The organism is Streptomyces sp. JLBG701 (genome assembly GCF_058544905.1).
The window spans coordinates 8948954-8974987 of record NZ_CM178588.1; the positions used below are offsets into that span (position 1 = coordinate 8948954).

Here is a 26034-nt window from a genome sequence, read left to right on the forward strand (position 1 = left end):
GCCGCCGCCTACCGTAGAGACCGGTTGCTATCAGAGCGTCACCGAGCCGGAAGGCCACTTCCTTGCCCGAGCGTCCCCAGGCGCTGTTCGCCATGACCGCCGAGAACATGCCGCACATCTTCCCGCCCGATGTGCTGTCGCGGCTGCGCGCGTCCTTAGAAATCGATCCCACTCTCGTGATACAGAACGCGCGGGACTTCACGGACCCGCTTATCAAGGACACCCTCGCCCGGACCGAGATCCTCGTCACCGGCTGGGGCTGCCCCCGCCTGGACGCGGCCGTCCTCGACGCGGCACCCAAGCTCCGGGCGGTCCTCCACGCGGCCGGCTCGGTCAAGGGCTTCACCACGCCCGAGGTCTGGCAGCGCGGCATCGTCGTCTCCTCGGCGGCCGCCGCCAACGCGCTGCCCGTCGCCGAGTACACCCTCGCGATGATCCTGCTCGCCGGAAAGGACCTCTTCGCCTTCCGCGACCTCTTCCGCGCCCGCCGCGCCTTCCCCTACGGCGACATCGTCCCCGGCATCGGCAACTACGGCCGCCGCGTCGGCGTCGTCGGCGCCTCCCGCATCGGCCGCCGCCTCATCGAACTGCTGCGCCCGCACGACCTGCGCGTGAGCCTCGCGGACCCGTACGTCGACCAGGCACAGGCCGCCGAACTCGACGTAGAACTCCTGCCGTTGGACGACCTGCTGCGCACCTCCGACGTCGTCACCGTGCACGCCCCGCAGACCCCGGAGACCCGGCATCTGATCGGCCGCCGCGAACTCGCCCTGATGCGCAGCGGATCGGTGCTGATCAACACCGCGCGCGGTGCGCTGCTCGACCACGACGCGCTCGTCGAGGAACTGCGCACCGGGCGGCTGAACGCGATCCTCGACGTCACCGAACCCGAGCCGCTGCCCGCCGACTCACCCCTGTTCGACCTGCCCAACGCGTTCATCACCCCGCACCTCGCGGGCTCGCAGGGCAACGAGGTGGCCCGGCTCGGCCGCACGGTCGTAGAGGAGGCCGAACGGCTGCTGTCCGGCGGGAAGTTGGCGTACGCGATCGACCACACGGCACTGGAGCGGGCGGCGTGACCACGCCTGTGCCCAGGCCCGTCTCGTAAGGTGACCTGCACGAATCCTGGAAGGGGAGCCGAGCGGTGGGGAAGAAGGCACAGCCCATGCCTGGCGGGGACACCTCGACCGTGCGGGACGTGGCCGCGCGGGCCGGGGTCTCCGCCTCGACCGTCTCCCGGGTGCTGGGCGGCACCTACCCGGTCGCCGCCACCACCCGCGCCCGCGTCCTCAAGGCCATGCGCGAGCTGGACTACGTCGTCAACGCCCACGCCCGCGCACTCGGCGGCGCCACCAACAAGACCGTCGCCTTCGTCGTCGACGACGTCACAGGCCCCTTCTACGCCCACATAGCGCGCGGCGTGGAGGAGCAGGCCTCGGTCGAGGGCCGGCTGTGCATGCTCTGCACCACCCACGGCGACCCCCAGCGCATCCTCGCCGTCGTCGAGACCATGCGCGAGCAGCGCGCCGACGCCGTGATCGTGGTCGGCGGGGCCTGGGAGGACAAGGCCTACCAGGACCGCATGACCCACTTCGCCCACGCCCTGGACCGGGCCGGCTCCCGGCTCGTCCTCGTCGGCAGGCCGCCGCTCGGCCCCGGGGTCCCCGCCACGGTCGTCGACTACGACAACGAGGGCGGCGCCTTCGCCATGACCACGCACCTGCTCTCCGGCGGGCACCGCCGCATCGCCTACCTCGGCCGCATCCCCGGCATGTCCACCAGCAGCCAGCGCATCAGCGGCTTCACCCGGGCCCACGACCTGCTCGGCCTGGCCCCCGACCCCCAGCTGGTCCTCGACGGCGCCTTCTCCCGCCCCTACGGCTACCGGGCGACCCGTGACCTCCTCGACTCGGGAAGGGAGTTCACGGCGATCTTCGCGGCCACCGACATGATCGCGGCGGGCGCGATCCAGGCCCTGCGCGAGGCCGGCCGCCGCATCCCCGACGACATCGCGGTCGCCGGCTACGACGACATCCCCGTCGCCCTCGACGTCCACCCGACGCTCACCACGGTCAACGTCCCCCAGGAGGAACTGGGCCGCGCCGCGGTCCGCCTCGCCCTGCACCGCGACGAGCTGCCCGACAGCCAGCACCTGGTGCTGGGCACGCATGTGGTGCTGCGGGAGTCGACGCGGCGGGCCGGCGGCGGCTGAGCGAGATCAGCCGGGCGGCTGCGGATTTCGTTGACCTAGGGGTGGGAAAGTGCGCTGATGGTCGATTTTGTAGCCATGATGTCGCGATATCGATAGCGTGCGCGCATGGCCCCTGACCCGCTGCCCGCACGCCTCCCCACGACCGACCTCACCCGTCACCGCCGTCTGCGCGACCAGGGCAGCCTGGACCGTGCCGACCTGGAGGCGATTCTCGACGCCGGTTTCGTCTGTCACCTGGGGGTGGTGGTCGAGGGGCGGCCGTTGGTCGTGCCCACCGTCTACGGGCGTGACGAGCGCCACCTCTACCTGCACGGCTCGGTCGCCAGCCGCAGCCTGGCCGGCGGCACCCCCGTCTGCGTCACCGTCACCCACGTCGACGGTCTCGTCCTCGCCCGCTCCGTCTTCGAGCACGGCGTGAACTACCGCAGCGCGGTGATCCACGGCGAGGCCCGCAGGATCACCGACCCGGCGGAGAAGCTGGAGGGCCTGCGCCGGCTCACCGAACAAGTGACGCCGGGGCAGTGGTCGTACGCCCGACAGCCGAACCGCAAGGAACTCGCCGCCACGACTCTGCTCGCCCTCTCCCTCGAAGAGGCGTCCGTCAAGATCCGCACGGGTGCTCCCGACGACGGTGACGGGCCGGACGCCGAGCTGGGTATCTGGGCCGGGACCCTGCCGCTGACCTCGGTCTGGGGCGCGCCCGTGGCCGACCCGGCGCTGGCGCCGGAGATCAACGTACCGGCGCATATTTCGCGGCGCGAGGGGACCCGGCACACCTAGCGCGCGGGCGGGGGCATACCGTGAGGAGTCGAACGCCTGAGCCGGGAGGAGATTACGGATGGGCAGCCGCACCGCGCTGGTCGAGGATCTGATGGAGCGCTTTCCGCATGTGCCGCGGGAGGCCGTCTTCAAGGAGGACCTGCTCCGGGGCGGGATGGCCTTCGACCCCTCGGCCCTGAGCGACAACGAGGGCGGCGAGGTCAAGCCGAAGTCGTACTTCATCTTCTCCTTCGACCACGGCACCCTGCCCGAGCTGGGCGAGGCCGCGCTCAGGCGCCCGCCGGAGGAGATCATCCTCACCGGTGGGCCGTACGACCTGCGGCGGACCGTGGTCTCCGTGCGCGTGAACCCGGCGTCGCCGTACCGCGTGGCCGCCGACGAGGACGGCATGCTCGGGCTGTACCTCGACGGGAAGCGGATCTCCGACGTCGGTGTGCCGCCGATGCCGGAGTACTACCGGCACAAGCTCTCCAACGGGAAGTCCGTGATGGAGGTCGCGCCCACCATCCAGTGGGGCTACCTGATCTATCTCACCGTCTTCCGGGTCTGCCAGTACTTCGGCGCCAAGGAGGAGTGCCAGTACTGCGACATCAACCACAACTGGCGCCAGCACAAGGCGGCCGGCCGACCGTATACGGGCGTCAAGGACGTCGACGAGGTTCTCGAAGCGCTCGACATCATCAACCGGTACGACACCGCGAAGGCGTCCACCGCCTACACGCTCACCGGCGGCGCGATCACCTCGAAGCTGCAGGGCCGTGACGAGGCCGACTTCTACGGTCTCTACGCCAAGGCCGTCGAGGAGCACTTCCCGGGCCGGTGGATCGGCAAGGTCGTCGCCCAGGCGCTGCCGCGCGACGACGTGCAGCGGTTCAAGGACTACGGGGTGCAGATCTACCACCCCAACTACGAGGTGTGGGACGAGTACCTCTTCAAGATGTACTGCCCGGGCAAGGAGCGCTACGTCGGCCGCGACGAGTGGCACAAGCGCATCCTCGACTCCGCGGACGTCTTCGGCGCGCGCAACGTGATCCCCAACTTCGTCGCGGGCGTGGAGATGGCGGAGCCCTTCGGCTTCACCACGGTCGACGAGGCGATCGCCTCCACGACGGAGGGACTGCGCTTCTTCATGTCGCAGGGCATCACGCCCCGCTTCACCACCTGGTGCCCCGAGCCCACGACCCCGCTCGGCAAGGCCAACCCGCAGGGTGCGCCGCTGGAGTACCACATCCGTCTGCTTGAGGCCTATCGCGCGACGATGGAGGACTTCGGGCTGTCCTCCCCGCCCGGCTACGGCGAACCCGGCCCGGGCCGCGCGGTGTTCTCTGTCAGCTCCTTCATGGACAGCCTCCCGGCTCGCGAGCAGTCGGGAACGGCGGAGTCGGCAGCGGAGGAGCCCTCCCGCTTGTAACTTTCCGGTGCAACTCCTGCGGTGGATGAGCGCGGTGGGGTTGTTTCCCGTACAACTGCACAGAGAGCGAACGGTCGTCACGCGTAATTGAATACGTGGCTTGTCAGTTGTGAGGGAACCGTGAAAGGCTCTGGCCCTGTCACGAGGCAGCCCCCCTCCAACTCGCTTGGTGTCAGAGTGAGTTGGCCGTCATTCGTGGATGCAGGAGTACGATGCCCGACCTGCCAGCCCCCCAGGACGCCGCTGAGGCCGCGCTGTTCTCCGAGTGCTGGGACGCGGTGCTTTCCTACGCGGACCTGTGCACCTCCGGTTCAGCCGCGACCCAGCAGCTCGCGAGGGAAGCGTTCACACTCGGCATACGCGAGGCCCGCGCCGCCGAGTCGGCACCGGCCAGGAGCGCCGGCCGCCGCGCGCCGCGGCTGCCCCGGATACCGCTGCTGCTGACCGCCGTTCGGACCACGGCCGCGGAATGGGAGACCCAGGGCGACGGGTACAAGCTCGACCCCGACCTGCGCCTGTGGCTCAACTCCGACAAGGCCGCCCGCTACACCGGACCGCCGCTGCAGCGCCCCCTCGCCCTGCGCGGCCTGCGCGACATGCAGGAACCGGACGCGGCCCTGCTGTGGCTGGCCGAGGTGGAGGCGCTGCCGCTGAGCGCGGTGGCCCGCCGGCTCGCCCTCGACCCGGCCGCCGCGGCCGAGGAACTCACCCAGGTCCGGGGCCTGTTCAGGGACCGCTGCCACCGCAACCACCTCGACACACCCATGGGCGCGCAGTGCCGCAGCTACGCCCGGCTGCTCGACGCGGTCACCCGCTCGCCCCTCGCCGACACCCCGGAAGACCTCTCGCGCCACCTCGCGACCTGCGTGCAGTGCGCGGAGGCCGCCGCCTGTCTGCGGATGCACGGGGGAGGCCTGCCCGCCGCGCTCGCCGGCGGCGTGATCGGCTGGGGCGGCCTCGCCTACCTGGAGCGCAGACGCCGGGCCGCCGAGGTGCGCCTCGGCGCCGGACGTCCGGACGCCCTGGAGTTGGAAAGCGGCGGGGCGAAGGCGGCCGCGAACAAGGCGCGTACCGTGCGCAACGGACTCCTCGTCACCGCCGTGCTCGTCTCCCTGCTGGCGCTCGCCGTCTCGATGATGCCGATGGGCGGCGACGGGACCGACGCGGCGGGCGGCGACGCGACCGAGGGCCAGCCCGTCGCGGACCCCGGCACCTCCGTGTCCGCCGATCCGCTCCCGTCGGCCACCGCCTCCAGCCCCGCCGCCGAGCCGTCCGACGACAGCGGCGCGGCGGGCAAGGACGAGCACAAGAACCCCGACCCGGAACCCCAGGGCACCACCTCGTCCACCGCCTCCGGCAACGCGCCAGACCCCACCGAGAGTGAACAGGCGGCCTGCGAGGTGGAGTTCGACCTCGTGAACGAATGGCCCGACGGCTTCCAGGCCACGGTCACCGTCACCAGCACCGAGGCCCTCGACGGCTGGAGCGTCGCCTTCTCCTTCCGGGACGGCCAGCAGGTCAGCCAGATGTGGGACGCGAGCTTCATCCAGAAGGACGCCCGCGTCATCGCCACCGCCGCCGACTACAACAAGTCCGTCACCGCGGGCGGTTCGCTCTCCTTCGGCTTCCTCGCCTCCTGGGAGAGCAAGAACTCCGAGCCGTACAACTTCACCCTCAACGGCGATAGTTGCACCACCGGCTGACCGACCGCCTGACCCGCTCGCTCACCGGCGCGCACTGTCCCTCCGTCGAGATCTTCGGCGACGGGCATTGCGCGCCCTTTTGGTTCCGGCACGCTCGTCGTTGCCGCCGTGATCTCCTGCCGCAGGACGTGTATCAGGATCAGGTCGCCGCGCTCCACCTTGATGGGAAGGCGGTCGCGTCATGAGCGCGGGGGAGCGCCATGACGCGACGGTGCCGGGGGGCACCGGGACCGCCCGACCACGGGGGAGCGCGGGAGGCTCCCGGGCGCCGGAGAGCACGGGGGTCTTTCCGGCGCCGGGGAGGGCTTGTGATGGTAGAGGCCCTCCGGCTGACGGAACCCGCCGGTCAGCAGGCCGACTTGTAGAAGTACTTGCTGACCTCGGGGTCGTCCATGTTGTCCTTGGTGATGGCGACCATGTCGGTGCCGACCGACTTGGTGACCGTCTTGCCCTCGAAGGCGGCGGCGAGTTGGTCGACGCCTTCCTTGCCGATCGCCGCCGGGTCCTGGGCGACCAGGATCTGCAGGGTGCCCGCCTTGAGCGCGGCGACCTCGTCGGGTTCGGCGTCGAAGGCGGCGACCTTCACGGTGCCCTGTTTTCCGGCCTGCTTGAGGCCGGTGGCGATGCCCTTGCCGGTGTTGGTGTTGCCCGCGAAGACGCCTCCCAGGTCGGGGTGGGCCGCCAGCGTCGACTGGATCTGTGCGGCGGCCGTGGCCGGCAGGTCGTTGTCGTAGAGGGTCGGAAGCAGCGTGATGTCGGGGTACTTGGCCATCTCCTCGGTGAAGCCCTTGATGCGGGCGTCGGTGGTGGAGATGCCCGGCTTGACGCTGATCACGATGGCCGAGCCCTTCTCGTTCATCAGCTTGGCGAGCGCGTCGGCGGCCACGCGGCCGCCCTTCTCGTTGTCGGAGGAGATGCGCGTGATGCCGATCGAGGTGTCGGTGACCGTGGTGTCCACCAGCCCCACCTTGGTGCCGGCCGACTGGATCTGCTTGAGCGACGGGGTGAGCGCGCTGGTGTCGACCGGCGAGATCAGCAGCCCGTCGGGCCGGGTCGCCGCCACGGAGTCCAGGAGCGGGCGCTGGACGGACACGTCCCACTGCGCGGAACCGTCGACGGTCAGGTCGATGCCCTTGGCCTTGGCCTCGGTCTGCGCGGCGCAGGCCATCGTGATGTAGAAGGGGTCGCTCTTCACACCGGTGATCAGTGTGACCTTCTTGTCGGCGGCGCCTCCCGCCGACCCCGAACTCCCGTCGTCGCTCGACGAACCACATGCGGCGGCGGAGACGAGGGCCAGCACGGAGCCCGCCGCGACCAGGACCCTGCGAGTGCTGCGGATGCTCAACATAAGGGATTCTCCTCAGAGTTGGTCTCGGGTCTTCCTGCGCATCTGGTCGATGTAGACGGCCGCGACCAGCACGACGCCCACCGCGACGTCCTGCCAGTACTGCTGGACGCCGATGACGATCAGCCCGGTCGTGAGCACGGCGGGGATGAACACGCCGATCACGGTGCCAAGCACCGAACCGCGCCCGCCGAACAGGCTGGTACCGCCCAGGACCACCGCGGTGATCACTTTCAGGTTGTCGGTGGAGTGCCCGGCGATGGACGTCGTCCCGTAGGAGGCCAGCCACATCACCGCGCCCAGTCCGGCGAGCAGGCCCATCAGCCCGTACACCTTGATCAGGTGCCGCCCCACCGGAATGCCCGCACGCCGTACGGCCGTCGGGTTGGAGCCGATCGCCAGGGTGTGGGTGCCGAACCTCGTGCCGCCGAGGAACGCGCCGAACAGGGCGGCGACCACCGCGGCGAGGATCACCATCCACGGGATGCCGAGCAACTTGCCGAAGCCCAGGCTGTTCTGGAGATGGACGGCGGCCGCACCGGCCGGATCCTGTCCGCCGGTGACGAGTTCGGCGATCCCCAGCGCCGCGCCCAGACCGCCGAGCGTCACGATCAGCGGGGGCACCTTCCCGGTCGCCACCACCGCTCCCTGCAACGCGCCCCAAGCGGTGCCGACGGCAAGGGCGATGACGACACAGACCGCGACCGTGCCCCAGCCGGCGGCGGGCCCGCCGTGGTGGATGTTGTACTCGCCCGAGGCCACCGCGGCCAGGACCAGGACCGAGCCGATGGACAGGTCGATGCCCGCGGTGATGATCACGAACGTCATGCCGACGCCGAGGACCACGTAGATGGCCGCGTTGACGGCGATCTGCGTGAGGTTGTAGGTGGTGAAGAACTTGCCGGGGGCGGCGACCGTGAAGAACGCGACCAGCGCCGCGAGGATCACGAACGTCCACAGTTCGCTGATCGAGGCGGCCCGCCGCAGCCACGGGGGCGGCGTGAATCGTCCGCCGTCGGACGGGGGCGGATCCTGCACTCGGGCGGCCGGCTGTATCTCCTGGCTCTCGGCGCTCATCGGCCGTCCTCCGCTTCCGTCGTACCGGACGGGTTCGCACCGGACGAAGTCGCACCGGACGGAGTCGCCCCGGCCGGACCGGAGTTCCCGTTCCGCGCGGGCTCGTCCAGCGATCCGGTCATGGCCCCGACGAGTTCCTCGATCGTGGTGCCGGCCGCGGCGAACGAGGCGACCCGGCGGCCCAGCCGCAGCACCTCGACCCGGTCCGCCACCGACAGCACCTCGGGCATGTTGTGGCTGATCAGCACCACGCAGATGCCCCGCTCCGCGACCCTGCGCACGGTGTCCAGGACGCGGGCGCGCTGCACGACACCCAGCGCGGCGGTTGGCTCGTCCATGAAGATGACCTTGTTGGCGAACGCGACCGCGCGTGCCACGGCCACGGACTGCCGCTGCCCTCCCGACAACGTTGTCACAGGAGCCGTCACGTCCTTGAGTTCGACGCCGAGTTCACCGAAAGCCTTGACCGCCCGCCGGCGCATCGCGGGCCGGTCCAGGACGCCCAGCCGACCGAGCAGACCACCGCGCAGCAGTTCCCTGCCGAGATACAGATTGGCCGCCGCGTCCAGATCGGGCGCCAGCGACAAGTCCTGGTAGACGGTCTCGACTCCGTGGCTCTGCGCGTCCATCGGCCCGCTGAACCGGACCGGCGCCCCGTCCAGGCGGACTTCGCCGCCGTCAGGGGCCAGCACGCCTGAAAGTACGTTCACCAAAGTGGACTTGCCGGCGCCGTTGTCGCCGATCAGCGCTACGACCTCTCCTGGGTACGCCGTGAAGTCGGCGCCCTGGAGCGCCTGGACGTGGCCGAAACGCTTGACCACGCCATGTGCCGTGAGCAGTGGTTCCCTTGCAGAGGCCATGTGGTGCCTTCTGGTTGGTATCGTTAACAGCTCGTCGATTCTGGGAGGCCCGTGAGTGGGCGTCAAGGGTCAGGTACGAACGGGAAGTTGGGCGGACGCGGCGTGGTCGCGCGGCCCAGGATGAAGGACGTGGCCGCGGAGGCGGGCGTCAGCGTGATGACGGTGTCCCGGGTCGTCAACGGCGCCGTGGGCGTCGCGCCGCGCACCGCCGCCCGGGTGGAGGCCGCAGTCCGCAAACTGCGCTACCAACGCGACGACGTGGCCCGGCAGTTGCGTCGTACCGATCAGCCCAGCCAGACCATCGGGCTGATGGTCGACAACGTCGCCGACCCCTTCATGGCCGCCGTCGCCTCCGCCGCGGAGGACGTCGCCCGCCAGCGCGGCAGCATGGTGCTCATCGGCTCCAGCCGCGCCGACCTGCGCCGGGAACGGGAGGTCATCGCCGCCTTCACCGCCCGCCGTGTCGACGGGCTGATCCTCGTCCCGGCCGCGGGCAGCCACCGCTTCCTGCGCCCGGCGCAGGCGCGAGGGACCAAGATCGTGTGCGTGGACCGGGCGGCACCCGGTCTGGACGTGGACGCCGTGGTGGTGGACAACTTCGGCGCGGTGAAGGAGGCCGTCCACCACCTGGTCGCCCACGGCCACCACCGCATCGGCTACCTCGGCGACAAGCGGGAGATCTGGACCTTCGGCGAACGCCACCGGGGCTATCTGGCCGCGCTGGCGGCCGAGGGCATCGACGCGGACCCGGCGCTCGCCCGGCACGGACTGAGGTCGGGTCCGGACGCCGCCGCGGCCGTCACCAGGATCCTCTCCTTGTCGGAGCCCCCCACCGCGATACTGGCCGCCAACGAAGTCCTCGCGTTCGGCGCGCTGACCGTCCTGCCTCCCGGCGTCGCGTTCCTCGGCTTCGACGACTTCGCCCTCGCCGGCCGGCTGACACCGCCGGTCACCGTCATCGCCCAGAACCCGGTCGCCCTCGCGACGAGCGCCGCGCATCTCCTGTTCGCCCGCATCCACGGGGACATGTCGCCACCCCGTACGGTGGTCATGCCGACCGAGCTGATCGCGCGGGGGTCGGGGGAGGTGGCGGGGCCGTACGCGTCCCGTGGGCGTTGACCGGAGCCAGTCGCGCGGACCTCAGGGGCCCACGTGCAGATACGCCGCCCAGCGCAGGGGGTCCGTCGGATCCTGGGCGCGCTGCTCGGCCACCGCGCTGTGCAGTGCCCGGGCGGCGTCGGTGGCGTCCGGGCGGCCGGTGCGGGTGAGCGCGGCATAGAACCGAGCGGCCACGTCGGGCGCCGAGCCGTCCTGGATGCTCCACAGCGTGGCGATGACGTGCCGGTACCCGGCCAGTTGCATGGTCGAGGCGAGATGGATGGCCTCGTCGGGCATGCCGCCCCCGCCACTTGCCGTCTCACAGGCCGACAGATAGGCGAGTTCGGCGTGCGGCAGATCCAGCTCGAAGAGCTCCGCCGTGGTGAGCCGGTCGTCGTGCAGCACGAAGGCGCTCTGTGAGGGGGCGTTGAAGTCCTGCTCCGCATGGCAGGCGAAGTGCACCCAGGAATTCTCGTGCAGCCCGCGCCGCACCTGCTCGCGTGTCGCCTCCGGCCCGACGAGCAGCCCGCTCATGTCCGGCGGGAAGTGGGCGAACAGTTCCTCGCACTCCCGCTCCACTCCCGGCAGCGACGGCAGGCCGGGAGTCCTCGGCATGGCCACGGCCAGCAGCCCGCCGAAGTCACCCCCGCCCGCGCCGTTCTCACGGGCGCGGCGCAACGCCGTGAGCGTCGGAATGTACGAGGAGACGACCCGGCCCGGCACCGAGTGGGCCTGAGCCTCACCCGCCGTCCCCGCCGGGACTCGGTGGCGGGGATACCGGCCGGCGGCGTGCAGCGGAAGGAGCGTGAGCAGACCTGTGGGGCACCACCACAGGCGCGGCATCTCGCCGTCGGGGCAGGCCGCGAGACCGAGGTGGTCCAGGACGGGTTCCGCGATCCGGTCCCACAACCACTCCAGGACGTCGTGGACCGTGTGCCGGTCGCGCTCGCGGCGAAGGAAGGGCCGCTGTCGCCGATCGCCGGCGATCAATACGTTGAGCAGGGCCATGGCCCGCTCCGCCACGTCGGAAACCGTCACATCGGGCAGTGCGACGACCTCCACGGGCCCGGTCGCGTCCCGGATCACCAAGGCATGACCGGTCGTGCTCACGTTGACCACGACCACCGGTCCGTGTGCGGCGGCGGCCCGCAGTTCCTCGTACGGCACGGGAGCCAGGAAGTACTCGAAACCCTCCAACCCGCGTGCCTTCGCGAGCAGTTCGTCCCACTCCCGGTACAGCGCCGCTCGCTCCCGTGCCCGTTGCTCCCGGCCCAGCGGGGCGAGCAGGTTCTCGGCGGGCAGGTCCGGCGGGCCGATGCCCGAGGCGGGTCCCTGCGCGTCGAGCCGATCGCGCACCCCCTGCAGCGCGGCCGCCAGGGCCGGCTCCCGCTCGGCGAGCCGGGACAGGTCACCGCGGATGTGGAGCATCTGGTTGCGGATGATGGTCCGGCCCTGTTCCAGGATCTCCAGGGCGCGTTCCGGGGCGCCGGCCAGGACGTGGCTGGTGGCGGCGGCCGAAGCCAGGCCGGACCAGTCGGCCAGGTGCTTCTCGCGCGTCTCCCTGGGCAGTCCGTGCCAGGCCAGCTGGGGCAGGAGAAGCACCGCCCGGTCGAATGCCTCGGCGGCCAGTGCGTGGTCGCCGAGTGCCACCCCCGCTGTCCCGCACGCTTCCCACGACGCCAAGCGGTCATCCAACGCGGCGCCCGGCACGTCGTCGACGCTGCGCCAGCAGTCGATGGCCTCACGCAGGTCCGCGGGGTCGTCGCGGTGTTGGTATCGACGCCGGAGCATGTCGCCGAGCCGCCGCCGGGCCCGGGCGATGTAGATGTCGTCGTCGCCCTGAGCCAGGGACGCGGCCTCCCGGACAAGCGCCACGGGGCGGTCGAGAGCGTCCGGACGGGAGCTGTGCCTGGCGGCCAGGGCCGAGGCGAGAGTGGTGATGAGCGCACGGTACGTACGGTGGGTGCGGGGAGTGACCGTGACCGCCTCTTCGGCGGTCCGGATCGCCTCCTCAAGGTCCGCGGGAGACTGCGTCTCCCGGTGACGGCGGAGGAGCACGTCGCTGAGCATGGACGGATAGGCTCCGTAATTGGAGTGGCTGCGCGGGATCGTCGCCGCTGCCTTTCGCCGCCACTCGACCGCTTCGTCCAGGTCCGCCTGATCCTCGTCGTCGAGCAGGCGTGTCTCCAACGCCTCGGCGAGATAGGCCATGGCAACGGCCCGATCGGTACTGGGGGAGACGTCAGGGTAGGCGTCGATGGCCTTGGTCCCCAGCTGGATCGCGCGGTCCAGGTCGGCTCGCTCGAAGGTGCGGCGGTACCTGATGAGGAAGGCCTGACCGAGGTGGTACAGGGCGAACGGGTAGTCGGCCCGGACCGACACGGCCTCGGTCCCCAGCCGGATCGCCTCCTCCAGGTCCTCCGGGGAGTTCAGCCGCTCGGAGCGGAAGCGGTACGAGATGGAGTGGTTGGCCAGCCTGCGCCCTCGGTCGGGATCGCTCGGGGCGGTGGCCTCCAGGGCCTGGCGCTCCAGGTCGATGAGACTTTCCAGATCCGCGAGATCGCCGGTGCGTTCGTGCCTGCTGTGCAGGGCCGCGGCGAGTTGTGTCTGGGCCGTGGGGCGCAGGGCTTCGGGTGCCGTGGCCAGCAGGGAGCGCAGCACCTCGACGGGCATGTCGAGGTCGGCCGGGTCGCCCAGTCGGTCGTAGCGGGCTTTCATCCGTTGCGTGAGACCGGCCGCGTAATCCATCCGGTCGGGGTCGTCGGGCCGCGCGGTCGCTACCGCCTCCTTGGCGTGGCCGACCGCCTCTTCGAGGTCGGCGAGGTCATAGGTGTACTCGTACCGGCTATGGAGTTGGCCTGCCAGCTGCCGCAGGCGACGCGGGCGGGCGTGGCTGTCGAGCGGCGTCGCGGTCACCCCGTCCCGTCCCACCGAGACGGCCCTTTCCAGATCCGCTCGTTGCCCGGTGCGCTTGTAGCGCATCCCCAGCAGCAGCGACAGCAGCGTGAGCCGACGGGGCAGTTCGGGATTGTCCGTGTCCGTCACCTTGATCGATTCCTCGCGCAGCTCGATCGCCTCGTCGAGGTCGGCGAGCCGGCGGCCGAGGGTGTAGCGCTGCATCAGAGCCCCGGAGAGGTGGGACAAGGGCAGCCCGGGTACGTCCTCTCCGCCCAGCCCCAGCCCGAGTGCGATGCGAAAGTGGCCCACGGACTTGTCCAAGGGCTCGGCCGCCCCGGTCCGTTGGTGCTCCCTGAGCAGTCGCAGGGCTTCGGTATGGGCTTCGCGAGCCAGCCGGTTGGCGTCTTGGGCCGCCGTATGGAGGGACTCGGGTACGTCCTCGGAATGAATCCGGCACCGAAGCAGCAGAAGCCGCAGCACACTGCCGTAGTCGGCGAACCCGTCTGCTCCAGGCCTGGCTTGATGACGTGTCAGGTGGAAGGCGGCGAGCGCGTCCAGTACCTCGACGGAGACGGCACCTCTGTCCGATGCGTCCTCCCGCACGAGGAACTCCCTCAGTCCGGCTGCCTGTTCGGCCGCCTCTTCGCCGAACAGGAGTGATTCATCACCCTGTTCGCGGAATTGCGTCACACGGTCGGTAAGCGCTGTGATGAGACGGTCGCGCACCTGCCTACTCTACCGGCGCGTCGACCGCACCCGACACGTGCGAGACAGAGGGAAGCGAGCGCGAGGATGCCGGCACCTGAGCACCGTACAGATGAACCCTGGGAACCCACCTGGGACTTCAGCTGGACCGAGCGAGCCTACGACCTGCTGGAGCAAGGCCTGCTGCGGGCGGAGGTGACCGTCGTGGACGGTGTGCTCGGCACCCGGGTGTGGGGCAGCTGCCCGCGCTGCGAAGGCTTCCTCGACGACAGGCAAGTCCCCACAGCGGTAGGCGACTTCGGCCTGAACAGGGGAGAGACGAGCCGGTCACCCGGTGCCATGGCACCTCACGAGGTGGAGGTGGACGTCACGTGCGGCTGCGGCCACACTCACACCGGCGCACCCGAGGGGACGACCGGATGCGGGGTCAGCTTCCGAGTGGAGCTGGTGGCCGACGACACACCCGCCACCTCTCAGGAGGCGTCATGACCGGGTACCGGCCGCGGCGGCCGGCCCGCGGTCCCTCGGCCTTCGACCTCGCCGAGCGGGACGCCTTCGCCACCATGTCGGCCGCCTCCCTGGACTCCGTCCGGACCAGCGCCGAGACATGGCGGAACGGCCTCTCCGCCTTCATCACCCTGGTCACCACGGGCATCGTGATCAAAGGGCGCGACACCACGAGCGATCTGACCACCGGATGGCGCGTCGCGCTCACCGTGCTCATCGGCGGTGGACTGCTCGCCGCGGTGATCGGACTGTGGCAGGCGCTGGCGGCGCAGGCGGGTACCCGGCCGAGAACCACGACCCTGGCAGACATTCACCGTACGCATCTGTCGGTCGCGGCGTACAGGATCGCCCTGGCCAACGCGGCCGCCACGCGGGTGCGGCGCGCACAGTACCTCGTCGCGCTCGCGCTGGCCCTGCTGCTGTCCGGCATCGTGGTCACCTGGTGGGCCCCTGGGAAGCCTGCCGACGAGGCCGGTCCACCCGCCTACCTCAAGGTCAGCCACCAGGGCCGGTCGAGTTGCGGCGCCCTGGAATCCGCGGACGGTGGATTCGTCCGGCTGAAGGTGACGGGCAGCCATGAACCCGCCGTCGTTCCGCTGACCGAGGTGACCAACATGAAGGTGGTCAAGACCTGCCCCTGACCGAAATGCCTCAACGCGCCCCACGGTACGAGCTGTTGGCCAGCCGCTGCAGCAGATCCCCGCTCGCCGTCGCGATCAGCGGTGGCACATCGAGGTCGTCCAGCATCTCGGCGGCGGCCCGCATTTCGACGGTTCGGCGTACGGCGTGCTGGTGGCTGCCCTCGACGAGGCGGTCCAGGGTGGCGGAGTTCGCCCGGGTGAGCTCCTCGGCGATGATCTCGCGCAGCCATTCCTCGCAGCCGGCGGCCCGTGCCGCGTCGAGGGCTTCGACGGTCGCGGCTGCCAGGCCCTTGTAGAACACGCTGCGCAGCAGCTTGCGTTCGGCTGCGAGGCCGGCCGGTCCGTCGAGCAACTCCACCTCCGCGCCCAGGGGTTGGAGTAGTGCGGCGTAGCTCCCCGCCCCCGGTCCGGAGACGAGCATCGGCGTCCGCAACCCCCTCCCGGGGACCGTCGCCATCAGCGACACGTCGGCGAAGCCGATGCCGGTTTCCCCGGCGATCCGGCCGAGCTGTCGCTTCAGTGCGGGGGAAGCGGTGTTGAGGTCGGCCCACAGGCAGTCGGTGGACGTGCCGGCGAGGCCCGCGCGGAGGGCGCCCTCGGCGTCCGAGGCGCTGTTGACGCTGAGGACGAGGTCGCTGCCCGTGGCGGCCTCCGCCTCGCTGCCGGTGTCCACCACGCCGGGCGGTGCCGGAAGCCGAGGATCGTAGCCCCGTACGTGTGCGCCCGCGGCGACCAGGTCGACGGCGATGGCGCCACCCGCCTCTCCCAGCCCGAGTACGGCGATGCGCAAGCCCTCAACGGTGGTGGAACCCACGGGTGTTGCTCCTCTTCCCGGCTCTTCCCGACACGAAATTGATAACAATATTGTTGCCAGTCGGGCATTCCGCAAGGGAAGAGGGGGATCACGTGTCGGACACGCGCAAAGTCCCGCCCCAGTCCGGTTCGGTCGTGGAGGCCATCCGTGCGGCGATCGTGAGCGGGGACTACGTACCGGACCAACGGCTTGTGGAGGCTGATCTGTCGGAGCGGTTCGCGGTCAGCCGCGGAGCCGTACGTTCGGCGCTGCTCCAACTGGGCAACGAGGGGCTGGTGGAGCGCGTCCCCCACCGGGGCGCCCGGGTGCGCGCGGTCTCGCTGTCCGAGGCGATCGAGATCACCGAGGTCCGGATGGTCGTCGAGGGGCTTTGCGCGGCCAAGGCCGCGGAGCGGGTGACCGAGGCGGAGATCGCCGAACTGCGCGAGATCCGCGAGCAGATGGCCGCGGCGGTGGACGCCGGGGCGGTGATGACGTACTCGCAGCTCAACAACCGGCTGCACCGGCGGATGCTGGAGATGAGCGGGCAGCACACGGCCGGGGGAGTGATCGAGCGGCTGCGCGGCCAGTCCGTCCGGCATCAGTTCCGGCTCGCCATGCAGCCGGGCCGACCGTCCACCTCGCTGCCCGAGCATCTCGCGATCATCGACGCCATCTGCGGCCGCGACCCCGTCGCCGCGGAACGGGCCGCCCGGCACCACCTCGGGAGCGTGATCCACGCCCTTCGAGGCACGAACGCCTCGGCCTTCGGCGCGCCGTAGACGCACAGGAACACTTTCTGCGCGAACCATTGACGCCCCCTCAGTGATTGTTAACAATCTGGCTCACTAAATTGGCAACAGGGAGGCAATATGGCCGACCGAGCAGCCACGCATCCGACCCCGTCGGATCATGCCCGCGAACTCGTCGCGGGGGCCTACGACATCCATACGCACATCGCACCCGACCTGATGAAGCGCCGCATCGACGATCTGAGTCTCGCGTCCCGCTTTTTGGAGGTCGGCCTCACCGGTTTCGTACTCAAGTCGCACTACGTGCCCACGGCGGAACGGGCCGAGGTGGTCCGCACCGCCGTCCCCGGCTTCGGCGCGGTCGGAGCCATCACCCTCAACGGCTCGGTGGGCGGGATGAACCCGATCGCCGTGGAGATCGCCGCCCGCGGCGGGGCACAGTTCGTCTGGCTGCCGACCGTGGACAGCGCCAACGAGCGTGCCTGTACGGCGAGTAGTCCCGAAGGCGCCACACCGCCGATGTGGGTCCAGCTCCAGAACGAGCTGCGGGACGCCGGCATGACGGCCGACCCGGTGGACGTCGTCGGGCCGGACGGCAAGGTATTGGAGATCACCCGGCAGGTCCTCCGGGTGATCGCGGCCCACGACATGACGCTCGCCACCGGCCATCTCCATGCCGACGAGATCGCCGCCGTCGTGGACACCGCGGTCGAGGAGGGCGTACGCCGGATCGTCGTCACCCACCCGGAATTCACCTCCCAGCGGGTGGGCGTGGAACGCCAGCGCGCGCTCGCCGCCCGGGGCGCCCTGCTCGAACGCTGCTTCACCACCCCCTATACCGGCAAGGTCGGTTGGGAGCTGTGGCTGGAGAACATCAGGGCGGTCGGCCCCGACCACTCCGTGCTCTCCAGCGATCTCGGACAGCCCTTCAACCCGCCCGTGGAGGACGGACTGGCGCTCCTGGCCGAACGGTTGCTCGCCGCGGGCTTCACCGAGCCGGAGATACGGACCATGGCCGTGGACAACACCCGCTGGCTCGCCGGGGCGACGAAGGACCGGTCGCAGCCATGAGCGGCGTCCTGGAGATCCGGCGGCTGACCAAGCAGTTCGTCAAGGACGACATGGGCATCGTCGCGTTGCGCGACCTGAGCCTCGGGATCGAGGAGGGCTGCTTCGTCACCGTCCTCGGCCGCAGCGGCTGCGGCAAGTCGACCATGCTGAACATGATGTCCGGGCTGATGCGGCCCACTTCGGGCGTCGTGACGTACCGGGACCAGCCGGTGTCCGGTCCGCGTACCGAGGTCGGCTACATGACCCAGTCCGACACCCTCATGCCCTGGCGCGACGTCGTCCGCAACGTCGAGATGCCGATGGAGATCCAGGGCGTCCAGTCGAAGGAACGGCGCAAACGCGCGGTGGACCTCATCGAGCGCGTCGGCCTCACCGGCTTCGAGCGCCACTATCCGCGCGAACTGTCCGGCGGCATGCGGCGCCGGGCGAGCCTGGCCCGGATGCTCGCCGGCGAGCCGGAAGTGCTGTTGCTCGACGAGCCGTTCGGCGCACTCGACGCGCAGCTCCGCTCCGAACTCCAGGCCGAGTTGCTGCGGCTGTGGCAGGGCAGCGGACAGACCGTGGTGTTCGTGACGCACGACATCGAGGAGGCGCTGCTGCTCGGCGACCGGGTCGTGGTGCTCGGCCGGATCGGTCGCGTGGTCCTGGACAAGGTGATCGACCTGCCCAGGCCCCGCGACGCAGACGAACTGCGGGTGGATCCGCACTTCGTCAGCCTGCACAAGGAGATGTCGGCGGCGCTGCGGGAGGCGCGATGAAGACGGTCGATGAAGAGACCGAAGGGACCGAAGAGACGGCAGAGACGGAAGAGACGGAAGAGACCGCGAAGCCGGTGGGCGTCGAGAAGAACACCGGTCAGTCGGTCACCGTCCCGCTCAACCGCGGTTGGTGGGAGAAGCACCGCGGCAAGGTGGTCATCTGGGTCGGCCGGCTGCTCTTCGTCGTGGTGATGCTGGTCGCCTGGGAGCTGTCCGCGGGCCGTCTGTTCGACATCACCTTCACCAGCCGGCCGCTGGACGTCGTGCACCGGCTGGCCGACTACCACCGGGACGGACTGCTCTGGTCCAACACCTGGGTCACCCTCAAGGAAGTCATCCTCGGGTTCACGTTCGGTGCCTCGGCCGGGGCCCTCACGGGGTTCGTCCTCGCGTCCCTGCCGACCTTCTACCGGGTGGTCGACCCGTTCATGGTGGCGCTGTACTCGCTGCCGAAGGTGGCGCTCGCACCGCTGTTCATCGTCTGGTTCGGCATCGGTATGCAGATGAAGGTGCTGCTCGCGGCCGTCACCGTGTTCTTCCTGGTCTTCCTCAACACCGCCGTGGGGGTGCGCGAGGTCGACCGGGGACTGATCGACGCGGTCCGGCTGATGGGCGGCCGTCGCCGTGACGTGGTCTGGAAGGTGGTCCTTCCCGCCTCGATGACCGGCGTGCTCACCGGTCTCAAAGTGGCCGTCCCCTACTCGCTGATCGGTGCCGTGATCGGTGAACTCGTCGCGTCCAACCGGGGGTTGGGCTACCTGATCAGCGACGCGGCCGCCAACTTCGACACGGCCGGTGTCTTCGCGACGCTCGTGGTGCTGGGGACCATCGCCACGGTCCTGAACCTGCTCGTCGGCGTGCTCGACCGCAGGGCCAACCGCTGGAAGCCTCTGGAGGTCCGTAAATGAACGGTCGGCACATCAACGGTCGGCACATGAATCGTCGGCAACTCGTCAAAGGCATCCTCGCGACCGGGGCCGTCACCCTGACCGGCGCGGGCTGCGCGGAGTCCGGCGCCTCGACAGCGGTCGGCAAGCTGTCCGTGGGCCAGGTCAGCGCGTCGATCGCGTTCTTCCCGATGTTCATCGCGACCCAGAAGGGCTACTTCAAGGACGAGGGCGTCACCTTCGACGACCCGCCGATCCTCGGCAACGGCTCCAAGGTGGCGGCCGCGCTGAAGTCCGGCAGCATCGAACTCGGCGGCTCCGTCATGACCGACGTCTTCAAACTGTCGGCGGTCGAGAACGACATCCGCCTCGTCGCCAACCTCGTCGACAAGTACTACATCGACATCGTCACCGGCACGAAGTTCAAGGGCGCCGCGGTCGACGACACGCTGGAGAAGCGGATCGCGTCCCTGAAGGGCAAGAAGATCGGCATCACCGGGCCGGGCAGCGGCACCGAAGCGCTGGTCGTCTACCTCTTCACCAAGGGCGGCATGGACGCCAAGAAGGACGCCGAACTCGTCAACCTCGGCAGCGAACCCAGCGCGGCCCTCGGGGCGCTCAAGTCCGGCCAGGTCGACGCCCTCTCCTTCGCGCAGCCGCTGGCCCAGCAGGCGGAGGGCACCGGCGTCGGCACCACCTACATCTCCCCGTGCCGCGGTGACATCCCCGGCCTGGTCCACGCCTCCCACGGCGTTCTCTTCACCACCGCCAGCATCCAGAAGGAGAAGTCCAAGGAGATAGCCGCCTTCCAGAGAGCGCTCGTCCGGGCGCGGAAGGACATCCACGGTGACGACTCCGCGGAGATCAAGAAGTTGCTCGCCGAGTACCGCAGCGGGATGCCCGACACGACCCTGGACGCACTGGTTCCCCTGCTGAAGGACGAGATCCCGGTGACGAACGGCTTCCCGCGCTCCTCCTTCGACACCGCGGTCGAGTTCCACAAGTCCGCCGGCCTCATCGACAAGGACCCCGACTACGACCAACTCGTCCCCTCGAACCTGCGCGAGACGTGAACCCGGACGTCGTGGTCATCGGCGGCGGCAACGCGGCGATCGTGAGCGCGTTGACCGCCGCCGACGCGGGAGCCCGGGTGCTGATGCTGGAACGCGCACCCGTGGTCTTCCGCGGCGGCAACAGCCGGCACACCCGCAACATCCGCTGCGCGCACGACACGGGCGACGCGTTCACCACCGGCCCCTATCCCTTCGCCGAGCTCTGGAAGGACCTGTGCTCAGTGGGCGACGGGCCGAGCGACGAGCGCCTCGCCGAACTGACGGTCCGTCAATCGGCCTACGCACCTGAATGGATGGCCGCCCATGGCGCCCACTGGCAGAAGGCCCTCACCGGCACGCTCAACCTGGCCCGCACCAACAGATTCTTCCTGGGCGGCGGCAAGGCACTGCTCAACTCCTACTACCGGACCGCCGAACGGGCGGCGGTGAGCATCGAGTACGACCGTACGGTCACGCGCCTGGAGTTCGAGGGCGAGACCTGCACCGGCGTGCTCACCGACGACGGCCGCCGTATCCGCGCCGCCTCCGTGATCTGCGCGAGCGGCGGCTTCGAGGCCAACCTCGCCTGGCTGGGCCGCTATTGGGGCGAGGCGGCCAAAGGCTTCCACGTGCGCGGGCCGAAGTACAACGACGGGGGAGTGCTGCGGGAGTTACTGGAAGCGGGCGCTCAACACGCGGGCGAGGAGCGCGGATTCCACGCCGTCGCGGTGGACGCCCGCAGCCCGAAGTACGACGGCGGAATCGCCACCCGCATCGACTCCATCCCCTTCGGCATCGTCGTCAACCGCGACGGCCGCCGCTTCTACGACGAGGGCGAGGACATCTGGCCCAAGAGGTACGCGATCTGGGGACGCAACATCGCCCTGCAACCCGGCCAGATCGCCTACGCCCTGTGGGACGCGAAGGTCCAGGGGGCCTTTCTGCCGCCGATGTACGGGAGTTACTCGGCGGGGACCGTGGAAGAGCTCGCCGAGACGCTCGGCCTGGACAAGCGCGCCGTCGCCGAGACCGTCGCCTCCTTCAACGCGGCGGTCGACCGCGGCGGCGCCCCCGCACGGGCCTTCACCATGACTGAGCCGGACGGCAGGACCACCGCGGATCTCGACCCGCCGAAGAGCAACTGGGCCCAACGCCTTGACACTTCACCGTTCTACGCGGTGCCGATGCGCCCCGGGATCACCTTCACCTACCTCGGCGTCGCGGTCACCGACGAGGCCCGGGTACGCCGTACGGAAGGCGGCGTCTTCCGCAACGTCTTCGCCGCCGGCGAGATCATGTCGGGGAACATCCTCTCCACCGGCTACCTCGCCGGATTCGGCATGACCATCGGCACCGTATGGGGCCGCATCGCCGGAAGGGAGGCGGCCCGCCATGCCCTTGGATGACCTCTTCGGTGAGGCCGAACGCCAGCTCACCATCTGCAACTCCTGCCGCTACTGCGCCGGTTACTGCCCCGTCTGGCCCGCCCTTGAGCTGCGTACGGCCCTGGAACTCCAGGACATTACCCACCTCGCCAACCTCTGCCACGACTGCGGCGACTGCCTGACCGCGTGCATGTACGCCCCGCCGCACGAGTTCGCGGTGGATCCGCCGAGCGTCTTCGCCGGGGTCCGTCAGGACACGTACCGCCGCTACATCTGGCCGCACCGCACGCCGGGCGGGCTCGTGACGGGCATCGCCTTCGCCGTCGTATGCCTCGTACTCGCCCTGCTCTCCTGGCTGTTCACCGACCGCCCCTTCACGGTGGCGGACACGCCCGGTGACCCGTACGAGATCCTTCCGCACACGCCGCTGCTGATCGCGGTCGGGGCACCGAGCCTGTGGGCGGCCGGCATGTTCGGGTGGGCGGCGCTGCGGTACTGGCGCGACATCCACGGCCCGCTCGCCGATCTGCTGAGGCCCCGGGTGTGGGCGACGACGTTCACGCAGGCCGTGCAGTTGCGGCACATGACCGGGGGCGACGCGGGATGCGAGGTGCCCGGCCGGCGCGGATTCCATCTGGTGCTGCTGTACGGCTTCGGGCTCTGCGTCGTCTCGACCACGGCGGCGGCCTATCTGCAGAACGTGCTCGGCGCGCATCCGCCGTACGCCTATCTGTCCGTTCCCGTGATCAGCGGCAGCGTCGGCGGGATCGCCATGATCGTCGGGGGGAGCGGGCTGTGGCTGCGGAGCGGGGGCAGTGGCTTTCTGTGGGCGCTGATCGTCCTCGCCGCCTCCGGGATGCTCACCCTGCTGTTGCGCGAGACCGTCGCCTTCGGGCCGGTGTTTCTCCTGCACATGGCCGCTGTGGTCGTCGCGTTCGGGATCGCGCCGTACACGAAATTCGTCCACGGGATCTTCCGGACGCTGTCCATCCACCACGACAACCTGGAGCGCTGACATGGGCAACACCGCTGCCACGGTCGCCGGTTACGTCCGTTCCGCAGGGACCCGGTTCGTGTTCGCCTACCCCGGAGACCCGATCATCGAGCTGATGGAGGCCCTGCGCGCCGCCGACGTCGAGGTCGTGCTCGGCAGCCGCGAGGGCACCGCCGTGTTCATGGCCGAGGCCCACGCGATGGTGACCGGACGGCCCGGCGTCTGCCTGTCGACGCTCGGACCCGGGTCGACCTCGATCGTCAACGGGGTGGCCGCCGCCACCTGGGACCGGGTGCCGCTGCTGGCGATCTCCGGCCAGATCGACGCCGGACGCGAGGACTTCATCACCCATCAGGTGGTCGACCACAAACTCCTCTTCTCGCCGGTCGCCAAGTGGGCCGGCCGCATCCACCCCGGATCCGTGGACGCCGTGATGCGCAAGGCACTGCGCCTGGCCGTCGCCGAACGGCCGGGCGCCGTCCATCTCACCGGCTCCGCCGAGACGTTCGCCGCGTCCACACCCGACATCGACATCGCCCCGCCGCCCCTCGACGGCGGCGGGGGAGGCGTGCGGGTGCACCGGGTCCCCGGCGGCCCGGACCCTACGACCGTCCTGCGCGACGCCCGCCGTCCGGTGCTGTTGGCCGGAGCCGCCGCGACCCGGTGCGGCGCGTCCGGTGCCCTGCTCCGGCTGGCGGAGACGGTCGGCGCCCCGGTGGTGGTGTCACCGATGGCCAAGGGCGTGTTCCCGGAGGACCATCCGCTCTTCGCCGGTGTCCTCGACATGGCGTGCAACCAGGTCGTATGGGAGTTCCTGGCCGACGGCGACCTCGTCGTGGCCGCCGGATTCGACCCGGTCGAGCTGATCAAACCGTGGTCGGTGACGGTACCGGTGCTCCACGTGGACACCACCCCCAACACCGACCAGATCTACCCCAGCGACTGCGAACTGGTCGGCGACGTCTCCGCGAGCCTGGACTGGCTCGCCGACGAGTGGCGGGGCGAGCCCCGATGGAGCGAACGGGACGTCGCCGCACACCGCGAACGACTGCGCACCGCCTACTACGCGGGCCGCGTCGCCGGCCGCCTCAACCCCACCGACGTCATCGACGTCGTCCGCGCGAACACACCCTCCGAAACCGTCGTCACCTGCGATGTCGGCTCGCACAAACTCCTCGTCGGCCAGGGCTGGCAGGCCGGCGGGCCACGAAGTGTCCTCATGAGCAACGGCCTGTCCTCGATGGGCTTCGGCCTCCCCGGGGCGATCGCCGCCCAGATGACACTGGGCGAGACTCCCGTGGTCGCGCTGATCGGCGACGGCGGCTTCGCGATGGCCGCGACCGAGCTACGACTGGCCGCCGCACGCGGGCTGCGACTGGCGGTGGTGGTCTTCGCCGACGGCAGCCTCAACCGCATCGAGCTCAAACAGCGGGCCCTCGGCTATCCGAGCACGGCGACCCGGCTGGACGACATCGACCTGGTGGCACTCGCGGGCTCGATGGGCTGCGACGGAGTACGCGTCACGTCGACGACGGAGCTGGAGAAGGCCACGGCAGGACTGGCCGGCCTGACCCGGCCACTGCTCATCGAGGCGCGGGTCGACCCCGCCCAGTACGAGACCCAGTTCTAGAGCGGATGGGAGAGAGGGAGCCGGAATGACCGTCGTCGAGCAACTGGCCGAGTTCGCGGTCGCCCAGCGGAAGACACCGCTCGCGGCGGACGTACGGCACGCTGCCGTCCGCGCGGTCGTGGACTGGGTCTCGGCCACGGTCCCCGGCGCCGCCACACCGGCCGCCCGCGGACTGACCGAGGCGGTGTGCGCTCCGCTGGATGTGCCGCGAAGGGTTGTCGGTCCGCTGCGGCGTCGTCGTGGCTGGTCGCGCAGTTCCCCGCGCCCCTTTGGGGCGCTGCCGACCCGCTTAGTCCCCAGCCCCAGCCCCGGATCCGGCCCCGCCCGGCTCATCCCCTCCGGGCGGACCACCGACGTCCGAACCGCCGCCCTGCTCAACGGAACCGCCGCGCATGCCGCCGAACTCGACGACATCTACCGCGACGCGTTCTACCACCCCGGCGCTCCCACCATCGCCGCGGCGTTCGCGGTCGCCGACCTAGTCGACGCATCCGGCGAGGACTTCCTGCGTGCCGTGACCATCGGGTACGAGATCGGCGCACGGATCGCGCTCGCCGTAGGACCGGCCCACTACCGCAACTGGCACACCACGGGAACGGTGGGCACCTTCGGTGCGGCGGCAGCGGCGGCGGAACTGCTCCGGCTGAACCCCGACCGGTTCGCGGGCGCGCTCGCGCTGGCCGCGACCATGGCGGCCGGGCTGCAACAGACCTTCCGCTCACCGTCCACGGGCAAGCCGCTGCACTCGGGGCACGCCGCCGAGGCCGGGGTGGTGGCCGTACTCGCCGCCGAGAAGGGCCTCGCGGGCGCCCTGGACGTCCTGGAGGGTCCGGCCGGTTTCGGTGTCGCCACCGCCGGGGTCACCGACCTGTCCGTCACCGGCCTGGGCGATCCGTACTGCGTCACGGCCACGACGGTGAAGTACCACGCCTGCTGCGGGCACACCTTCGCCGCGATCGACGCCGCGCTCGAACTGCGCGCCGAGGGTGGTGTACGGGCGGAGGACATCGCGGAGATCGAGATCGAGACCTACGCGACCGCCACCCGCGTCGCCGGCCGCACCGACCCCAGCGAACCCGGCGAGGCCCGGTTCAGCCTGGCGTACACCGTGGCCGCCGCACTGGTGCTGGGCAGCGTACGGCTGCGCGCCTTCGAACCCGGGGCACTGCGCAACCCGGCGATCCGCGACCTCATGGCCCGCACCAGGACACGGGTCGACCCGGAGCTGGACGCGCTGGCCCCGGGGAGCAGGGCCGCACGCGTCCGCGTCACCGACCGGCAGGGCACCTCGCACGAACGGCTGCGGCTCACGCGCAAGGGCGACCCCGACGATCCCCTCAGCGACCAGGAACTGCGCGACAAGTACGACGAGTTGGTACCCGCGTTCATCGGCCGGGCGCGGGCCGAGGCGATCGCGAACGCCCTGTGGAAGCTGCCCGCTCTCACGCGGATGAGCGCTCTGGACTGGGGTTGAT

At 70.3% G+C, this 26034-nt stretch carries 22 protein-coding genes; 17 read left to right on the forward strand and 5 right to left on the reverse strand.

From position 1 onward, the window contains the following. The first annotated feature begins 62 nt into the window (after positions 1–62). From AC5DRG_RS41095 to AC5DRG_RS41115, 5 genes are all read left to right on the forward strand, one after another. The gene (locus tag AC5DRG_RS41095; RefSeq protein ID WP_491804942.1) at positions 63–1079 is read left to right on the forward strand and encodes a hydroxyacid dehydrogenase; all 1017 of its coding nucleotides are present in this window, start codon (positions 63–65) and stop codon (positions 1077–1079) included. A gap of 86 nt (positions 1080–1165) precedes the next feature. Further along, a complete protein-coding gene (locus tag AC5DRG_RS41100) occupies positions 1166–2212 on the forward strand; it encodes a LacI family DNA-binding transcriptional regulator (RefSeq protein WP_491804943.1) in 1047 nt (348 codons plus the stop codon). Between the two features lie 105 nt (positions 2213–2317). Further along, complete coding sequence (locus tag AC5DRG_RS41105) at positions 2318–2992, forward strand: pyridoxamine 5'-phosphate oxidase family protein (RefSeq protein WP_491804944.1); 675 nt, start codon at positions 2318–2320, stop codon at positions 2990–2992. A gap of 58 nt (positions 2993–3050) precedes the next feature. Beyond that, the gene (locus AC5DRG_RS41110; protein ID WP_491804945.1) at positions 3051–4403 is read left to right on the forward strand and encodes a radical SAM protein; all 1353 of its coding nucleotides are present in this window, start codon (positions 3051–3053) and stop codon (positions 4401–4403) included. Positions 4404–4615: 212 nt separating this feature from the next. Further along, entirely contained in the window at positions 4616–6106 is a 1491-nt protein-coding gene (locus AC5DRG_RS41115; RefSeq protein ID WP_491804946.1) for a cellulose binding domain-containing protein, read from the forward strand. Positions 6107–6452: 346 nt separating this feature from the next. Here AC5DRG_RS41115 and AC5DRG_RS41120 read toward each other — a convergent pair whose 3' ends face one another. The 3 genes from AC5DRG_RS41120 to AC5DRG_RS41130 are packed head-to-tail and all read right to left on the reverse strand — an operon-like array spanning position 6453 to position 9388. Then, positions 6453–7454, reverse strand: a complete 1002-nt coding sequence (locus AC5DRG_RS41120) for an ABC transporter substrate-binding protein (RefSeq protein WP_491804947.1) — start codon at positions 7452–7454, stop codon at positions 6453–6455. A gap of 12 nt (positions 7455–7466) precedes the next feature. Continuing rightward, positions 7467–8528: an ABC transporter permease gene (locus AC5DRG_RS41125; protein WP_491804948.1), complete on the reverse strand. Its 1062-nt coding sequence runs from the start codon at positions 8526–8528 to the stop codon at positions 7467–7469. Continuing rightward, the gene (locus AC5DRG_RS41130; protein ID WP_491804949.1) at positions 8525–9388 is read right to left on the reverse strand and encodes an ATP-binding cassette domain-containing protein; all 864 of its coding nucleotides are present in this window, start codon (positions 9386–9388) and stop codon (positions 8525–8527) included. The genes AC5DRG_RS41125 and AC5DRG_RS41130 overlap by 4 nt, the downstream gene beginning before the upstream one ends. Positions 9389–9475: 87 nt before the next feature. Here AC5DRG_RS41130 and AC5DRG_RS41135 point away from each other — a divergent pair, with 87 nt between their 5' ends. Next, a complete protein-coding gene (locus tag AC5DRG_RS41135; RefSeq protein WP_491804950.1) occupies positions 9476–10507 on the forward strand; it encodes a LacI family DNA-binding transcriptional regulator in 1032 nt (343 codons plus the stop codon). Between the two features lie 21 nt (positions 10508–10528). Here AC5DRG_RS41135 and AC5DRG_RS41140 read toward each other — a convergent pair whose 3' ends face one another. Continuing rightward, positions 10529–14110 (reverse strand): CHAT domain-containing protein, encoded by a 3582-nt coding sequence (locus AC5DRG_RS41140; protein ID WP_491804951.1) that lies wholly within the window; start codon positions 14108–14110, stop codon positions 10529–10531. A 66-nt stretch (positions 14111–14176) separates the two neighbouring features. Here AC5DRG_RS41140 and AC5DRG_RS41145 point away from each other — a divergent pair, with 66 nt between their 5' ends. Beyond that, positions 14177–14578 (forward strand): hypothetical protein, encoded by a 402-nt coding sequence (locus AC5DRG_RS41145; RefSeq protein WP_491804952.1) that lies wholly within the window; start codon positions 14177–14179, stop codon positions 14576–14578. Beyond that, complete coding sequence (locus AC5DRG_RS41150; RefSeq protein WP_491804953.1) at positions 14575–15237, forward strand: hypothetical protein; 663 nt, start codon at positions 14575–14577, stop codon at positions 15235–15237. The genes AC5DRG_RS41145 and AC5DRG_RS41150 overlap by 4 nt, the downstream gene beginning before the upstream one ends. A gap of 10 nt (positions 15238–15247) precedes the next feature. Here the strand turns inward: AC5DRG_RS41150 and AC5DRG_RS41155 are convergent, their stop codons facing one another. Next, positions 15248–16051 carry a DUF1932 domain-containing protein gene (locus tag AC5DRG_RS41155; protein WP_491804954.1) on the reverse strand — a complete coding sequence of 268 codons (804 nt, stop codon included), beginning with the start codon at positions 16049–16051 and terminating at the stop codon, positions 15248–15250. A 92-nt stretch (positions 16052–16143) separates the two neighbouring features. On the opposite strand from AC5DRG_RS41155, the gene AC5DRG_RS41160 reads away from it, so the two are divergent. From AC5DRG_RS41160 to AC5DRG_RS41200, 9 genes are all read left to right on the forward strand, one after another. Continuing rightward, positions 16144–16812 carry a GntR family transcriptional regulator gene (locus tag AC5DRG_RS41160; RefSeq protein WP_491804955.1) on the forward strand — a complete coding sequence of 223 codons (669 nt, stop codon included), beginning with the start codon at positions 16144–16146 and terminating at the stop codon, positions 16810–16812. 90 nt (positions 16813–16902) lie between these two features. Further along, on the forward strand, positions 16903–17853 hold the full coding sequence (locus tag AC5DRG_RS41165) for a DUF6282 family protein (protein WP_491804956.1): 951 nt from the start codon (positions 16903–16905) through the stop codon (positions 17851–17853). Then, complete coding sequence (locus AC5DRG_RS41170) at positions 17850–18611, forward strand: ABC transporter ATP-binding protein (protein WP_491804957.1); 762 nt, start codon at positions 17850–17852, stop codon at positions 18609–18611. The genes AC5DRG_RS41165 and AC5DRG_RS41170 overlap by 4 nt, the downstream gene beginning before the upstream one ends. Then, the gene (locus AC5DRG_RS41175) at positions 18608–19519 is read left to right on the forward strand and encodes an ABC transporter permease (RefSeq protein ID WP_491804958.1); all 912 of its coding nucleotides are present in this window, start codon (positions 18608–18610) and stop codon (positions 19517–19519) included. The genes AC5DRG_RS41170 and AC5DRG_RS41175 overlap by 4 nt, the downstream gene beginning before the upstream one ends. A 26-nt stretch (positions 19520–19545) precedes the next feature. Continuing rightward, on the forward strand, positions 19546–20571 hold the full coding sequence (locus tag AC5DRG_RS41180; RefSeq protein ID WP_491804959.1) for an ABC transporter substrate-binding protein: 1026 nt from the start codon (positions 19546–19548) through the stop codon (positions 20569–20571). Further along, positions 20568–21956: an FAD-dependent tricarballylate dehydrogenase TcuA gene (gene tcuA, locus AC5DRG_RS41185; RefSeq protein ID WP_491804960.1), complete on the forward strand. Its 1389-nt coding sequence runs from the start codon at positions 20568–20570 to the stop codon at positions 21954–21956. Before AC5DRG_RS41180 ends, tcuA begins: the two co-directional genes overlap by 4 nt. After that, positions 21943–22950, forward strand: a complete 1008-nt coding sequence (gene tcuB, locus AC5DRG_RS41190) for a tricarballylate utilization 4Fe-4S protein TcuB (RefSeq protein WP_491804961.1) — start codon at positions 21943–21945, stop codon at positions 22948–22950. The genes tcuA and tcuB overlap by 14 nt, the downstream gene beginning before the upstream one ends. A 1-nt stretch (position 22951) precedes the next feature. Continuing rightward, positions 22952–24559, forward strand: a complete 1608-nt coding sequence (locus tag AC5DRG_RS41195) for a thiamine pyrophosphate-binding protein (RefSeq protein WP_491804962.1) — start codon at positions 22952–22954, stop codon at positions 24557–24559. A gap of 25 nt (positions 24560–24584) precedes the next feature. Continuing rightward, entirely contained in the window at positions 24585–26033 is a 1449-nt protein-coding gene (locus AC5DRG_RS41200) for an MmgE/PrpD family protein (protein WP_491804963.1), read from the forward strand. The last annotated feature ends 1 nt before the right edge of the window (position 26034 follow it).

What these genes read in the sequence shown, in the direction of transcription:
- AC5DRG_RS41100 (WP_491804943.1), top strand. Translation starts at nt 1,166, where the DNA reads ATGCCTGGCGGGGACACCTCGACCGTGCGGGACGTGGCCGCGCGGGCC.
- AC5DRG_RS41105 (WP_491804944.1), top strand. Translation starts at nt 2,318, where the DNA reads ATGGCCCCTGACCCGCTGCCCGCACGCCTCCCCACGACCGACCTCACC.
- AC5DRG_RS41110 (WP_491804945.1), top strand. Translation starts at nt 3,051, where the DNA reads ATGGGCAGCCGCACCGCGCTGGTCGAGGATCTGATGGAGCGCTTTCCG.
- AC5DRG_RS41115 (WP_491804946.1), top strand. Translation starts at nt 4,616, where the DNA reads ATGCCCGACCTGCCAGCCCCCCAGGACGCCGCTGAGGCCGCGCTGTTC.
- AC5DRG_RS41120 (WP_491804947.1), bottom strand. Translation starts at nt 7,454, where the DNA reads ATGTTGAGCATCCGCAGCACTCGCAGGGTCCTGGTCGCGGCGGGCTCC.
- AC5DRG_RS41125 (WP_491804948.1), bottom strand. Translation starts at nt 8,528, where the DNA reads ATGAGCGCCGAGAGCCAGGAGATACAGCCGGCCGCCCGAGTGCAGGAT.
- AC5DRG_RS41130 (WP_491804949.1), bottom strand. Translation starts at nt 9,388, where the DNA reads ATGGCCTCTGCAAGGGAACCACTGCTCACGGCACATGGCGTGGTCAAG.
- AC5DRG_RS41145 (WP_491804952.1), top strand. Translation starts at nt 14,177, where the DNA reads ATGCCGGCACCTGAGCACCGTACAGATGAACCCTGGGAACCCACCTGG.
- AC5DRG_RS41150 (WP_491804953.1), top strand. Translation starts at nt 14,575, where the DNA reads ATGACCGGGTACCGGCCGCGGCGGCCGGCCCGCGGTCCCTCGGCCTTC.
- AC5DRG_RS41165 (WP_491804956.1), top strand. Translation starts at nt 16,903, where the DNA reads ATGGCCGACCGAGCAGCCACGCATCCGACCCCGTCGGATCATGCCCGC.
- AC5DRG_RS41170 (WP_491804957.1), top strand. Translation starts at nt 17,850, where the DNA reads ATGAGCGGCGTCCTGGAGATCCGGCGGCTGACCAAGCAGTTCGTCAAG.
- AC5DRG_RS41175 (WP_491804958.1), top strand. Translation starts at nt 18,608, where the DNA reads ATGAAGACGGTCGATGAAGAGACCGAAGGGACCGAAGAGACGGCAGAG.
- AC5DRG_RS41180 (WP_491804959.1), top strand. Translation starts at nt 19,546, where the DNA reads ATGAATCGTCGGCAACTCGTCAAAGGCATCCTCGCGACCGGGGCCGTC.
- tcuB (WP_491804961.1), top strand. Translation starts at nt 21,943, where the DNA reads ATGCCCTTGGATGACCTCTTCGGTGAGGCCGAACGCCAGCTCACCATC.
- AC5DRG_RS41195 (WP_491804962.1), top strand. Translation starts at nt 22,952, where the DNA reads ATGGGCAACACCGCTGCCACGGTCGCCGGTTACGTCCGTTCCGCAGGG.
- AC5DRG_RS41200 (WP_491804963.1), top strand. Translation starts at nt 24,585, where the DNA reads ATGACCGTCGTCGAGCAACTGGCCGAGTTCGCGGTCGCCCAGCGGAAG.